Source organism: Streptomyces sp. NPDC005774 (assembly GCF_042871645.1).
GTDB classification, from domain to species: domain Bacteria; phylum Actinomycetota; class Actinomycetes; order Streptomycetales; family Streptomycetaceae; genus Streptomyces; species Streptomyces pratens.
The window spans coordinates 140,188-151,947 of sequence record NZ_JBIAIV010000003.1; the positions used below are offsets into that span (position 1 = coordinate 140,188).

The 11,760-nt window shown below is 71.4% G+C and carries 15 protein-coding genes; 8 read left to right on the forward strand and 7 right to left on the reverse strand.

What is annotated here, in order from left to right; all coding sequences use genetic code 11:
• Nucleotides 1–224 precede the first annotated feature (224 nt).
• From ACFYQA_RS04575 to ACFYQA_RS04585, 3 genes are all read right to left on the reverse strand, one after another.
• Nucleotides 225–1,235: a 1-aminocyclopropane-1-carboxylate deaminase/D-cysteine desulfhydrase gene (locus ACFYQA_RS04575; protein WP_388911423.1), complete on the reverse strand. Its 1,011-nt coding sequence runs from the start codon at nucleotides 1,233–1,235 to the stop codon at nucleotides 225–227.
• A gap of 142 nt (nucleotides 1,236–1,377) precedes the next feature.
• Complete coding sequence (locus tag ACFYQA_RS04580) at nucleotides 1,378–1,851, reverse strand: DUF6010 family protein (RefSeq protein ID WP_388911426.1); 474 nt, start codon at nucleotides 1,849–1,851, stop codon at nucleotides 1,378–1,380.
• Between the two features lie 152 nt (nucleotides 1,852–2,003).
• On the reverse strand, nucleotides 2,004–2,582 hold the full coding sequence (locus ACFYQA_RS04585; RefSeq protein ID WP_386396509.1) for an N-acetylmuramoyl-L-alanine amidase: 579 nt from the start codon (nucleotides 2,580–2,582) through the stop codon (nucleotides 2,004–2,006).
• 308 nt (nucleotides 2,583–2,890) lie between these two features.
• Between ACFYQA_RS04585 and ACFYQA_RS04590 the strand changes: the two genes are divergently transcribed.
• From ACFYQA_RS04590 to ACFYQA_RS04605, 4 genes are all read left to right on the forward strand, one after another.
• Nucleotides 2,891–4,297, forward strand: a complete 1,407-nt coding sequence (locus ACFYQA_RS04590; protein WP_388911429.1) for a family 2B encapsulin nanocompartment shell protein — start codon at nucleotides 2,891–2,893, stop codon at nucleotides 4,295–4,297.
• A gap of 131 nt (nucleotides 4,298–4,428) precedes the next feature.
• Nucleotides 4,429–5,508 (forward strand): family 2 encapsulin nanocompartment cargo protein polyprenyl transferase, encoded by a 1,080-nt coding sequence (locus tag ACFYQA_RS04595; protein ID WP_388911432.1) that lies wholly within the window; start codon nucleotides 4,429–4,431, stop codon nucleotides 5,506–5,508.
• A gap of 190 nt (nucleotides 5,509–5,698) precedes the next feature.
• Nucleotides 5,699–6,307: a GNAT family N-acetyltransferase gene (locus ACFYQA_RS04600; protein ID WP_386396295.1), complete on the forward strand. Its 609-nt coding sequence runs from the start codon at nucleotides 5,699–5,701 to the stop codon at nucleotides 6,305–6,307.
• Nucleotides 6,308–6,472: 165 nt separating this feature from the next.
• Nucleotides 6,473–7,120: a hypothetical protein gene (locus ACFYQA_RS04605; RefSeq protein ID WP_388911435.1), complete on the forward strand. Its 648-nt coding sequence runs from the start codon at nucleotides 6,473–6,475 to the stop codon at nucleotides 7,118–7,120.
• On the opposite strand, the gene ACFYQA_RS04610 is transcribed toward ACFYQA_RS04605, so the two are convergent.
• Nucleotides 7,111–7,734, reverse strand: a complete 624-nt coding sequence (locus ACFYQA_RS04610) for a TetR/AcrR family transcriptional regulator (RefSeq protein WP_388911438.1) — start codon at nucleotides 7,732–7,734, stop codon at nucleotides 7,111–7,113. The two genes, ACFYQA_RS04605 and ACFYQA_RS04610, sit on opposite strands and share 10 nt — an antisense overlap.
• Before the next feature lie 126 nt (nucleotides 7,735–7,860).
• Here ACFYQA_RS04610 and ACFYQA_RS04615 point away from each other — a divergent pair, with 126 nt between their 5' ends.
• Both ACFYQA_RS04615 and ACFYQA_RS04620 read left to right on the forward strand, forming a co-directional pair.
• Nucleotides 7,861–8,445: a dihydrofolate reductase family protein gene (locus ACFYQA_RS04615; protein ID WP_388911441.1), complete on the forward strand. Its 585-nt coding sequence runs from the start codon at nucleotides 7,861–7,863 to the stop codon at nucleotides 8,443–8,445.
• A 27-nt stretch (nucleotides 8,446–8,472) separates the two neighbouring features.
• Nucleotides 8,473–8,688 carry a hypothetical protein gene (locus ACFYQA_RS04620; RefSeq protein ID WP_388911443.1) on the forward strand — a complete coding sequence of 72 codons (216 nt, stop codon included), beginning with the start codon at nucleotides 8,473–8,475 and terminating at the stop codon, nucleotides 8,686–8,688.
• Between the two features lie 27 nt (nucleotides 8,689–8,715).
• Here ACFYQA_RS04620 and ACFYQA_RS04625 read toward each other — a convergent pair whose 3' ends face one another.
• Together ACFYQA_RS04625 and sodN are read right to left on the reverse strand one after the other, a co-directional pair.
• Entirely contained in the window at nucleotides 8,716–9,153 is a 438-nt protein-coding gene (locus ACFYQA_RS04625; RefSeq protein ID WP_388911446.1) for a glutaredoxin domain-containing protein, read from the reverse strand.
• Between the two features lie 186 nt (nucleotides 9,154–9,339).
• A complete protein-coding gene (gene sodN, locus ACFYQA_RS04630; RefSeq protein ID WP_023546844.1) occupies nucleotides 9,340–9,735 on the reverse strand; it encodes a superoxide dismutase, Ni in 396 nt (131 codons plus the stop codon).
• Nucleotides 9,736–9,879: 144 nt separating this feature from the next.
• Here sodN and sodX point away from each other — a divergent pair, with 144 nt between their 5' ends.
• A complete protein-coding gene (gene sodX / locus ACFYQA_RS04635; protein ID WP_388911449.1) occupies nucleotides 9,880–10,314 on the forward strand; it encodes a nickel-type superoxide dismutase maturation protease in 435 nt (144 codons plus the stop codon).
• Here sodX and ACFYQA_RS04640 read toward each other — a convergent pair.
• The gene (locus ACFYQA_RS04640) at nucleotides 10,218–10,847 is read right to left on the reverse strand and encodes a CGNR zinc finger domain-containing protein (RefSeq protein ID WP_388911452.1); all 630 of its coding nucleotides are present in this window, start codon (nucleotides 10,845–10,847) and stop codon (nucleotides 10,218–10,220) included. The genes sodX and ACFYQA_RS04640 overlap by 97 nt on opposite strands.
• Before the next feature lie 102 nt (nucleotides 10,848–10,949).
• Between ACFYQA_RS04640 and ACFYQA_RS04645 the strand changes: the two genes are divergently transcribed.
• On the forward strand, nucleotides 10,950–11,717 hold the full coding sequence (locus tag ACFYQA_RS04645; protein ID WP_388911455.1) for a class I SAM-dependent methyltransferase: 768 nt from the start codon (nucleotides 10,950–10,952) through the stop codon (nucleotides 11,715–11,717).
• Nucleotides 11,718–11,760 lie beyond the last annotated feature (43 nt).

An 11,760-nucleotide genomic window follows, 5' to 3' on the forward strand; every position in this document is an offset into this window, starting at 1 on the left:
TACCGCGCTCCGGATGGTCCTGTCCCCGGGACCCCGACCCGATGTGATTACCCATAGTAAAGCTATGGATACGTTCCGTGGCTAGGGGTCTGTGGGCCCGAATGGGAAGAGCGCGCGCCGGATTGACGTACCCAGACGTCAGACGGTCGAACCGTCCGGTACCGGAGTCCTCTCGGGGGCATATCGGAAGACGTCCGGAAGCCCTTGCCCACAGGCTCGCCTGCTCACGGGAAAGGGCGCCCGGTGACGACGGCCGCGACCGTGCTCCCGCGCGGGAACGCGTTTTCCTCCGCCAGGGCGACAAGGGCGTAAAGCAACTTGGCGACATAGACACGTTCGACGGGTACGCCGTGACGGTGCTCGAAGTCCGCGGCGAACGCGTCGAGTTCCGGGGTGGTCCGGGCGTAGCCGCCGAAGTGAAAGCGATCGTCCAGACTCCAGTCGCCGCGCGGACCGCCGAACGCCTCGGCCTGCAGTCCCCGTATCCCGGCGGCCAGGAAGCCGCCCTTGAGCACCGGAACGCCCAGCGCGCGCCCGTCCGGGCCGAGTCCGGAGGCCAGCCCGGCGAGCGTCCCGCCGGTGCCGCACGCCGTCGCGACCACGTCCGCCCGGCCGGCCAGTTCCTCCCCGAGCACCTGGCAGCCGCGCACGGCGAGGGCGTTGCTGCCGCCCTCGGGGACGACGTACGCGTCCTCGGCGTCCGCCTCGCGCAGCATGACCGCGAGGGCCGCCGACGCGGTCTTGCCGCGGTAGGTCGCCCGGTCGACGAAGTGCAGCCGCATGCCGTCGGCCACGCACCGGGCCAGCGAGGCGTTGAGGGGGCGGCCGGCGAGTTCCTCGCCGCGCACCACGCCGACCGTGGGCAGCCCCAGCAGCCGTCCGGCGGCGGCGGTGGCCCGCAGATGGTTGGAGTAGGCGCCGCCGAAGGTGAGCACCGTCCGTCCGGTCGCCGCCGACAGGTTCGGCGCGAGTTTGCGCCACTTGTTCCCGATCAGCTCCGGGTGGATCAGATCGTCCCGCTTCAGTACCAGCCGGACCCCGCGCCGCTCGAACCGTTCGTCCACGACGTCCTGCACCGGCGAGGGCAGCCGGGGGCGCAGGCCCGCGAGACCTCCGTGACCGGCGGGGGCGGCGAAGGATGCGGAGGCCGGGGCGGCGGAGGCTGCGGGATCGGGGGCGGTGCGGGTGTCCGGCGTCGGGCCGGTGTCGGGATCGGGGATGTCCGGGCTGGTCACGGGGTCATTGTCGCCCGGCGGGGGCGGCGGGGCGCCGGGTGGGGGCGGCGGGGCGCCGGGTGGGTCGGACCGGGGAGCGAGCATGGCCGGATTTCGCCGTTGTCGACCCGGACCCGGGCGAACGCGTGGCCGATGTGCGCCGTCAGCCCGAACTGCCGCTCGGGGCCGGCGCGCCGGTGCCGGGGTGCCCGGCGGGTGTGGATTGCCCGGTGCCGGGGCGATGCCCGCGCCGTCGACGGCGGACGAGGCCGATCAGGGACGGGCCTCCCCCAAGACACCACAGGGCGATCACCGGGTCGCAGATCGCGCAGCCCAGCGACGAGGTGTGGGCGAACGGGATGATGGGGTTGCCCTTGAGGTGGTGGACGACGTCCCATGTGGTGTGCAGCAGCCAGCCGATGCCGATGAACGTCCACGAGTCCAGGCCGCGGAACGCCATGTAGGTGATCAGCGCGGTGAAGGCGAACTCCCAGCCGCCCAGGCCGCCCCCGCTGAGGTAGGCGGCGCCCGCACCGGCGAGCATGACGGCGTTCAGGCGCCGCCGGTGCGGCTCGCGGACGAAGGACATCAGCAGTGCGTAGAGAACACCGATGACCACGGGGGCGACGTACTGCATGGCGGGGCCTTTACCTGGGAGGACCTGGGACGACTCACCACGCTAGAAGCGTGTGCGCCGCGTCCCCAGGGGGCCGGGCGACAGTTTCCGACGGATTGTCGCCGGCCCGGTCCCGGCCCTCCTCCTCCCGTACGCGGGTGGGCCCGTGTGCGTCACTTGAGCCGGTCGCGGATCCGCTCCCGCATCGACGCCATCGTGAATCCGCGCGGGTCCACCTTTCCGGGCTGCCACTCCAGGTGCCCGATCACCGACCGCTCGTTCCAGCCGTGGCGGCGGCAGACCGCGGCGGCGGCTCTCTCGATGGCCTCCAGTTGCGCCGCGGGCCAGGGATCCTTCCCGTCGCCCAGGTTCTCGCACTCGAAGCCGTAGAAGTACCGGTTGCCGTCGGTGTTCTGCTCGTTGTCCGCGGGCAGCCCCTTCTCCGCGATCACCGCGCGCAGGACGTCGTCGTCGCCCAGGCCGGCGTGGTTGGCGCGACCGTAGCCGACGAGGTGAACCCTGCCGTCCTTGGTGATGACGCCGTGGCACAGGGGCCCCGGCAGGCCCGAGTAGCCCTTGCGGCACAGGTCCACGGTCCGGGCGCTGCCCTGGGTGACCGTGTGGTGGATCATCACGCCGTGCACCGGCCCCCAGGGACCCTTGTGATTGCGGTTGTGATCGCGCCAGTCGCCGACCTGGACGACCGTGAGACCCTCCGCCTTCAGAGCGCTCAGGAACGCGCTCGCGGACATGGGTGGGGCCATGAGCCGCGCCTCCTTCTCGCAGCGCGACGACTGCCGGTCGCAGCCGCCTCGTACCGGTGCTTGTACCTAAACGGAGCGAACGCAACCAATCGTTCGGTCCCTGTGCGAGCCGATCCGGACAATGTCCGGCCACGGGAGCGCCGCTGAACGGAATCCCCATGAATGCCCACACAGGCGAAGATCCATTCCCGCTCATTCGGGTAATACCGCGGGCACGTTCCGTGAGGAAAGCTTTGCCGCGGAGACCGACGCCCGGCACGGATGGGCGCCGGTCACAACTGGGAGGGCAATTCTTTATGTCGGTAGGCGAAGAGGTCCGCACCGAGCAGACCCGGCAGCAGCAGAGCCTCGGCACGGCCGCGGCGCGGAACCTGGCCACCACCACCAAGTCCGTACCGCAGATGCAGGAGATCAGCTCGCGCTGGCTGCTGCGCATGCTGCCCTGGGCGGACGTGCAGGGCGGGACGTACCGGGTGAACCGGCGGCTGACGTACGCCGTCGGCGACGGACGCGTGACGTTCGTGAAGACCGGCGACCGCGTCGAGGTCATCCCGGCCGAGCTGGGCGAGTTGCCGGCCCTGCGGTCGTACGAGGACGAGGAGGTGCTCTCGGAGCTGGCCGCCCGCTGCCGGCAGCGGGAGATCGAGGCCGGCCAGGTGATCGCCTCGTTCGGCAGCCCGGCCGACGAGGTGTTCCTGCTGGCGCACGGCCGGGTCGAGAAGGTGGGGACCGGCCCCTACGGCGACGACGAATCCCTCGGAGTCCTCGCCGACGGCGCCTACTTCGGCGACCAGGCGTTGCTGGACGAGGGCGCCATCTGGGAATACACCACCCGCACCCTGACCGCCTGCACCGTGCTCGTGCTGCCGCGTGACGCCGTCGAGCAGGTCGCCGAGCGGTCCGAGACCCTGCGCGGGCACCTCCAGCAGCAGCGCTCCGTCCCCAGCCAACGCACCAACAAGTACGGCGAGAAGGAGATCGACCTCGCGGCCGACCACAGCGGGGAGCCGGACATCCCGCACACCTTCGTCGACTACGAGGCCAGGCCCCGCGAGTACGAACTGAGCGTCGCCCAGACCGTGCTGCGCATCCACTCACGCGTGGCCGACCTCTACAACCAGCCCATGAACCAGACGGAGCAGCAGATCAGGCTGACCGTCGAGGCGTTGAAGGAGCGCCAGGAGCACGAACTCGTCAACAACCGGAGTTTCGGCCTGCTGCACAACTGCGAGTACGACCAGCGGATCCAGCCGCACGACGGCGTACCCGCCCCCGACGACCTGGACGAACTGCTCAGCAGGCGGCGCGGCACCAAGCTGCTCCTCGCCCACCCGCGCGCGATCTCCGCCATCGGCCGCGAACTCAACAAGCGGGGACTGGTCCCGGAGACCATCGACATGGCCGGCAACCGCATCCCCACCTGGCGGGGCGTGCCCATCTTCCCGTGCAACAAGATCCCGGTCACCGAAGAGCGTACGACCTCCATCATCGCCCTGCGTACCGGTGAGGAGGAGCAAGGCGTCATCGGTCTGCGGGCCTCCGGCATCCCCGACGAGATCGAGCCGAGCCTCTCCGTGAGGTTCATGGGCATCAACGAACAGGCCATCATCAAGTACCTGGTCACGGCCTACTACTCGGCCGCGGTCCTGGTGCCGGACGCGCTCGGCGTCCTGGAGAACGTCGAGATCGGTCGCTGGCGGTGACCTTCAGGGATCTCTCGGCTCGCACGCCGTGTCCCCGCCCGTCCGGGCGGGTACACCCCGGGGGTACGCGCGCGACGCCGGCGGAAGCGCCACCTCCGGCCATCCTCCGAGACGCGTCCAGAGGTGAGTTCATGACGGAGTCCGTGACCGGGCTCACAACGGAGACGGAGGACGAGCACTCTCCCGTCGAGGGCCACGAGGCGACGCTTCTGCTCGAGCGGGCGCGGGCCGAGGTCGACCCGGTGCTCCGGGCCGCCATCGGCTCGCTGCCCGGCCCGCTGCGCCGGATCGCCCGCTACCACTTCGGCTGGGAGCACGCGGACGGGACCCCGGCCACCGGTGGTTCCGGCAAGGCGATCCGCCCCGCCCTGGTTCTCGCCGCGGCCTCCGCTCTCGGCGGTCCCGCGGCACGGGCGACGGCCGTCCGGGCAGCCGCCGCGGTGGAACTGGTGCACAACTTCACGTTGCTGCACGACGACGTGATGGACCGGGACACCACCCGGCGCCACCGGCCCACCGTATGGACCGTGTTCGGCGATGCCGACGCGATCCTCGCAGGGGACGCCCTCCACGCCCTCGCCCTGCGGCTGCTCGCGCAGGACGCGCACCCGTCGGCCCCGGCCGCGGTGGCCCGGCTCGCGGACTGCGTCGTGGAACTGTGCGCGGGACAACAGGTGGACACAGCCATGGAAGGGCGCGCTCCCGACGAGGTCACCCTCGACGAGACGCTGGCCATGGCCGAGGCGAAAACGGGCGCGCTGCTCGGCTGCGCCTGCGCGCTCGGCGCGCTGTACGCGGATGCCGGGGCGGCGGACGTGGCAGCACTGGACGCGTTCGGCCGTGAGGCGGGGCTGGCCTTCCAGTTGATCGACGACGTGATCGGCATATGGGGGGACCCGCGCCGTACCGGCAAGCCCGCCGGCGCGGATCTGGCCGCCCGCAAGAAGTCCCTGCCGGTGGTCGCCGCGCTCACCTCCGGCACCCCGGCGGCGTCCGAACTCGCCGCGCTGTACGCGGCCCCGCACGCGGAGGAGGACCTGGAGCACATCGCCCTGACCGTGGAACGGGCGGGCGGCCGCGACTGGGCGCAGGCCCAGGCCGCCGACCGTATGGCCCGGGTGATGCAGGAACTCGCCCGTGCGGTGCCGGACCCGGAAGCGGCGGGCGGACTGCTGGCCCTCGCCGAGTTCGTGACACGGCGCACCACCTAGGCGGCCCGGGCCGCGGCGCCCCGCACTTCCCCACGGTGTGCGGGGCCCTGCGGCGTCTTCTGGCTCTGCCCTGTCGCGGCAGGGCAGAGGGCTTCCGGCGGGCGGCCGTAGCCGTCCTCCCTTCGGGGATCGTCGTCCCGATAGGGTCAACCCCCGTACGGTAGGCGAGGGTTGAGACGGAGGGGCGGACATGGGTGTGGCGATCCGGACGGCCGGGGACGGGGACCGGGAGCTGTTGGTCCGGCTCCTGGACGAGGCGTTCCAGGACGACCCGGTCAGTGGCTGGGTCTTCCCGGGCACGGAGTACCGCCGTACGACGCACCACAGGCTGATGGGAGCCTTCACCGACATCGTGCTCGCCGGGGGACGCATCGACGTCACGGAGGACGGCTCGGCGTGCGCGCTGTGGATGTCGATGCCGGCGGACGACCACGGCGCCGGGGACCCGGCGGACGACGAGGGGCCGGCGCAGGTGCGCCGGGCCGTCGACCCGGAGAACGAGCGGGTGGAGATGATCGGCCGGCTGACGGCGGACGTCCACCCCACCGGGCGGGCCCACGAGTACCTGTGGATGATCGGCGTGGCGCCCGGCCGTCAGGGCGAGGGGCTCGGCACCGCGCTCATCGGTTCGGTCCTCGACCGCTGCGACCGTGAGGGGCTGCCCGCCTATCTGGAGGCGAGCAGTGCCCGCAGCCGCCTGTTGTACGAACGCCTCGGTTTCGTCCCCGCCGGCGAGCCTCTGCCACTCCCGGACGGCCCCCACATGTGGCCGATGTGGCGAGAACCCCGCACCCCGTGACCGGCCGGCGCCCCGCCCGCGCCCGCCCGGGCCAGGCTGAGCACGCCCGCGCCCGGTCGAGTCGGTTTTCCGTCCCATCAGGGACGTTCGGCCCTGGCTGCCGGCGTGCGTCCCCGCTTCACTGGCTCTCGCGAGGACCGGTCGGCGAGGACTGTCAGGGGCGAGATGAGCACAACGGCACGCGACAACGGGGCGGCAGGCGACCAGGTGCCGGGCGGCGGGGCGGCGGGCCGGGAGATCGCGGCGGTCGGGCACGCCGACCTGACCCCGCACGCACTCGCGCTGGTGGAGTCCGCGTTCCTGGAGCGGCTGGAGCGGCTGGAGCGGCTGGAGCGACGGGAACGGCACGTCGAGCCGGGGCCGGTCATGGTGCGCTGCGGTGCGGGAGCGCCGCTGGCGTTCGGCCGGGCGGCGAGTGCGTCGGGCCACCGCCTGGTCGTGGTCATCCCCACACACAACGGTGTCCCCGCCATGCCGCCCCGGCGCGACCGGATGGCCACCGGTGAACTGCTGAACCTCGCCGACCAGGCGAGGCTCCTGTCGTACGACCCGAACCACCGGGATTCCTGCGTCGGCGCGGACGAGCGGATGATCGCCACCAGCGGCCTGCTCCTGGCGGTCTGGGACGGGTCCCCGTCCAACGGCCGTGATGCCACCGCCCACTTGGTGACGTACGCCCGAGCCCGGGGCATCCCCGTGGAGGTCGTGTGGCCCACGGGAGCCGAACGCGGGGCGGGAGAGGCCATACCCGCCCCTCCCGCCGCCCTCCCCGTCAGGGAGGCCGCGGAACCGCCCGGCACGCACTATTCCTGAGTCCGTTCCCCCACCCGTTTCTCCGCCGCCTCCGGCACGATCGTCGCCACGATCCGTTCCACGAGCCCGTCCGGCACGCTCACCCCGGGCAGTACGCCGTCCAGGACGCCCGGCAGCGTCAGGTGCTCCAGGATCAGCCCGAGCATGGCCAGGTACAGCACCGCCACCGTCTCGTCGCCGCCCGGAAGCCCGGCGGCCCGCTGGAACTCCATGCCCTCCACGAGGTCGCCACGGACCGAGGCGGTGTAGGAGGCGAGCAGCCCGGGGCGCCGGGTGGCCTCCAGCCGCATCTCCAGCAGGGCCAGCCAGCTCGTGCGGTCACCGGTCGCACGAGCCATCAGGTCGTGCATGAACGCGGCGACGAGTGAGCGGTCCCGCGGCCGGGCCAACAGCTCGGCGACGATCGCGGGGTCGGGCGCGAGCCGTATGTGCAGCCGGGCGTCGATCTGGCGCAGCAGGTCGTCCCGTCCGCCGAAGTAGTTGGAGGCGGTCCCCACCGGCACCCCGGCCTGCGCGTCCACCGCGCGGAACGTCAGTCCCCGGGCCCCTTCGCGGGCGAGCACCTCGACCCCGGCATCGACCAGGGCCGTGCGGCGTTCAGGGTTGGCGACCATGTGGAATCCCTTTCCTCACTTGATTCGACCTCCGGCCCGCGGCGGTAAATCCCTTGCAACCACTACAACTGAAGTACTACAACTGGAGTGGTTCACGGACGAGGCAGCCTACGGAAAGAGACCGCGTTGCGAAAGCTCACCTACTTCATCGCCTGCTCCATCGACGGCTTCATCGGGGATCCGGAGGGCGACGCGTCGGCGATGATGCGCTTCGTCGACGAGGAGTTCTTCGCGTTCCTCAAGACGGAATACCCGGAGACCCTCCCGACCCACGGCCGCCGCCCGCTCGGCATCGACGATCTGCCGAACCGGCGGTTCGACACGGTCGTCCAGGGCCGCGCCAGCTACGACATCGTGCTGAAGGGCGGCATCACCAGCCCATACGCCCACCTGCGCGAGTACGTCGCCTCGCGCACGCTGAAGGAGTCGCCCGACCCGAACGTCGAGATCATCGCCGACGACCTGGTGAGCCGGGTCAGGGAGCTGAAGGCCGAGGACGGCGAGCTCGGCATCTACCTGTGCGGCGGCTCCGTGCTCGCCGGTGAGCTGCTCGACGAAATCGACGAGCTGGTCATCAAGACGTACCCGATCGTGCAGGGCGCCGGCATGCCGATGTTCGGCGCGGGCTTCTCGGTGACGGAGTTCGCCCTCGAGTCGGTGCGTACGTTCAAGAACGGGGTGCTGGTGCGCACGTACAGCAGGAAGCGCTGAACCGGAGCCGGGCCCACCCTGGGGGTTATGGGCAGCGCCGAATCGATCTGTCCCTCCTGCGGACAGCCGGCGGAGACGGTCGTCCGGCGTCACAAGACGCTGGGCGCCTGGGTCCCGACCTGGGTCCCAGGACCGTGCGGCACCTCGGACTGCGACAAGAACCCCGACCGCGAACCCGCCGGTTCCCCCCGGTCCGAGCACACCGGCAGCACGGCCCCCGCACCGGAAGCGGGCCCGGGCTGACCCCGGGCAGGCGAGAACGGCTCCCGATCACGCGGAACGCGTGAGCTGTTCCCGTACCCACTCGGGGTCGGGATTGACGTGAGGCCGGCCTGCCACGACGACCGTGGGCACGGTCTCGTTGCCGCCGTTGGCGGCCCTCACAGCTGCCGCGCCGGCGGGGTCGCGCCAGATGTCGACCCAGTGCAGCCGCCGGGCGCCGCGGCCCAACCGCAGGCGCAGACGCAGACAGTAGGCGCAGCCCGGCCGCCAGAAGACGACCGGCCGGCCGTCTGCCTCGCTGCGGCGTTGCGCCTGCAGCGCGCTGATCGACCTCGGGAGGACCAGCGGCGAGTTCACGCCCGCGAGCAGTGCGAACAGCAGGAGGAGTGCCACGGCTGAGCCGGGTTTCCCCTTGAGGGCGGGCGAAGTCGCCACGACTGAGCCACTGGGCACCAGCAGCATGGGCAGAATCCACGCACGCGTCATGAGGCCGCAGGCTATTCATGAGCCGGCGTCTGCCGTGCGGGGGACGGCTCCCGTCCCTGTCCACCGTCGCCGGAGACGACCGCACCCGGACCGTCATGGACGCCGTGTTCGGCGGTCTGCGGGCCGGGTGCGGACAGGTGGACCAGGCGACCAGTGGAATCGCAGGTCAAGCAGCATGATCGAAGATCAAGCCTTCTTGGTCTCCCAGAAGATCTTGTCGATCTGGGCGATGTAGTCCAGCGCCTTCTGGCCGGTGGCCGGGTCGGTCGAAGCCTTGGCGGCCGACAGAGCCTTCAGGGCGTCGTTGACCAGCTGGTGCAGCTCCGGGTACTTCTCGAAGTGCGGGGGCTTGAAGTAGTCGCTCCACAGGACGGAGACGTGGTGCTTCGCCAGCTCGGCGCGCTGCTCCTTGATGACGGTGGCGCGGGCCTGGAAGTGAGGGTCGTCGTTGCCGGCCATCTTCTCCTGGACGGCCTTCACCGACTCTGCCTCGATGCGGGCCTGGGCCGGGTCGTACACGCCGCAGGGGAGGTCGCAGTGAGCGCTGACCTTGACCTTGGGGGCAAACAGGCGGGAAAGCATGGAGCATCCTTCCTCGTGATCGTCTTCTCACAGGGGACATTACTCCGTGGGGGAGTGGATTTCGCGAGTGCCCCCGGGGGCTTAGGACAAAAGTCCGGGGTCAGACTGGGACTGGTGGAGGAAGAACCGGGGAGGTGCCGGGTGATGCCGGAGCTGTCGCAGGACGTCGGGCGGGCGGGGGCGCCGCTGCCCTTCGGGGTGGCCGAGGTGACGGGACCGTCCATGGTGCCCACGCTGTACCACGGGGACCGGCTCCTGGTGCACTACGGGGCCCGGGTCGGGCCGGGGTGCGTCATCGTGCTGCGGCACCCGTTCCAGCAGGATCTGCTCGTGGTCAAACGGGCCGCCGAGCGGCGCGAGGGCGGCTGGTGGGTGCTGGGGGACAACCGGCACGCCGGCGGCGACAGCACCGACTACGGGGTGGTGCCCGACGAACTGGTGCTCGGCCGGGTCCGCCTGCGCTACCGGCCGCGCACACCGGATCAGCGGTCACCGCTGGCCGTGGTGGGCTGGGCGCTGTCGGCGGCCCGGCCGGTGTTCTCCGTCCGCTCGGCCTCCAGGCGTTTGCGGGCGCGGTAGGCGGCCACGTTGGCGCGGGTGGCGCAGCGGTCCGAGCAGTAGCGCCGGGAGCGGTTGGTCGACGTGTCGAGATAGGCGTTGCGGCAGGGCGGCGCCTCGCACAGGCCGAGGCGGTCCACGCCGTGCTCGGTGAGGTGGAAGGCCAGGCCCATCGCGGCGATGGCGGCGTAGCCGGCGGTCGCGTTGGACGGATGGTCGGCCAGGTGCATGTGCCACAGCGGGCGGCCGTCGTCGTCGCGGAAGTCGTGTCCGGAGATCTGCGGGCTCACCGGGAACTCCAGCAGCAGCGAGTTCAGCAGGTCGACGCCGAGCGTCTCGTCGCCCGCGTCCGCCGCCTCGAAGACCGCGCGCAGCCGGGCCCGGACGGAACGGAACCGGGTCACGTCCGCCTCGGTCGCGCGCCGTGCCGCGGACTGGTTGGCGCCGAACAGGCCGCGGACGGCCTCCACCGAGGTCAGGGTGTCCGTGCCCCGGGCCGGTTCCTCGGTGTTGACGAGGCGCACGGCATAGTCCGAGTAATAGGCCAGTTGCACTTGTAGTCCTTACTCCGGAGGTCTATGGTCGTACCCGTGATCAGGTAACAGGCGATCACAGTTAAAGGGTATTACGTTTCGCGATGCGGGAGGGGTTTCACCATGGCCGCGAACACCAGTACGTCCACGGTCGACTGGCAGACCTGGCAGGAGAGCTGGGACCGGCAGCAGGAGTGGTACATGCCCGACCGCGAGGAGCGGCTGCGGGTCATGCTCGACATGGTGGAGGCCGTCGTCGGCACCTCCCCGCGCGTCCTGGACCTCGCCTGCGGCACGGGGACCATCACCGCCCGGCTGCTCGCCCGGTTCCCGGACGCCACCAGCACCGGAGTCGACCTGGACCCGGCGCTGCTCACCATCGCCGAGGGCACCTTCGCGGGCGACGAGCGGGTCTCCTTCGTCACGGCCGACCTCAAGGACCCCGACTGGCCCGCCGAGCTTCCCCACGACTCCTATGACGCCGTACTGACCGCGACCGCCCTCCACTGGCTGCACAGCGAACCCCTCGCGGACCTCTACGGACAGGTGGCGCGGCTGGTCCGCCCCGGCGGTGTCTTCATGAACGCGGACCGCATGATCGACGAGACGACCCCCCGGATCAACGCGGCCGAGCGCGTCCTGCGTCACGCGCACATGGGCCAGGCCAAGCGGGACGGCGTCCTCGACTGGGCCGAATGGTGGAAGGCCGCGGCCGCGGACCCCGTCCTCGCCGAGCCCACCGCCCGCCGCTTCGAGATCTACGGCGAGCACGCCGACGGCGACATGCCGTCCGCCGCGTGGCAGGCCCGGGTGTTGCGCGAGAAGGGGTTCGCCGAGGCCCGCCCCGTGTGGTGCTCGCCCTCGGACACCCTGCTGCTCGCGCTGAAGTGAGGCCGGCCGCACCCAGGGACCACATGGGCAGGGGCGGTACGGA

Excerpts from the sequence above, each read along its gene's own strand:
- ACFYQA_RS04605 (WP_388911435.1), top strand. The coding sequence starts at position 6,473 with ATGAGCACAACGGCACGCGACAACGGGGCGGCAGGCGACCAGGTGCCG.
- ACFYQA_RS04625 (WP_388911446.1), bottom strand. The coding sequence starts at position 9,153 with ATGACGCGTGCGTGGATTCTGCCCATGCTGCTGGTGCCCAGTGGCTCA.
- ACFYQA_RS04590 (WP_388911429.1), top strand. The coding sequence starts at position 2,891 with ATGTCGGTAGGCGAAGAGGTCCGCACCGAGCAGACCCGGCAGCAGCAG.
- ACFYQA_RS04610 (WP_388911438.1), bottom strand. The coding sequence starts at position 7,734 with ATGGTCGCCAACCCTGAACGCCGCACGGCCCTGGTCGATGCCGGGGTC.
- ACFYQA_RS04645 (WP_388911455.1), top strand. The coding sequence starts at position 10,950 with ATGGCCGCGAACACCAGTACGTCCACGGTCGACTGGCAGACCTGGCAG.
- sodX (WP_388911449.1), top strand. The coding sequence starts at position 9,880 with ATGCCGGAGCTGTCGCAGGACGTCGGGCGGGCGGGGGCGCCGCTGCCC.
- ACFYQA_RS04580 (WP_388911426.1), bottom strand. The coding sequence starts at position 1,851 with ATGCAGTACGTCGCCCCCGTGGTCATCGGTGTTCTCTACGCACTGCTG.
- ACFYQA_RS04600 (WP_386396295.1), top strand. The coding sequence starts at position 5,699 with ATGGGTGTGGCGATCCGGACGGCCGGGGACGGGGACCGGGAGCTGTTG.
- sodN (WP_023546844.1), bottom strand. The coding sequence starts at position 9,735 with ATGCTTTCCCGCCTGTTTGCCCCCAAGGTCAAGGTCAGCGCTCACTGC.
- ACFYQA_RS04595 (WP_388911432.1), top strand. The coding sequence starts at position 4,429 with ATGACGGAGTCCGTGACCGGGCTCACAACGGAGACGGAGGACGAGCAC.
- ACFYQA_RS04585 (WP_386396509.1), bottom strand. The coding sequence starts at position 2,582 with ATGTCCGCGAGCGCGTTCCTGAGCGCTCTGAAGGCGGAGGGTCTCACG.
- ACFYQA_RS04620 (WP_388911443.1), top strand. The coding sequence starts at position 8,473 with ATGGGCAGCGCCGAATCGATCTGTCCCTCCTGCGGACAGCCGGCGGAG.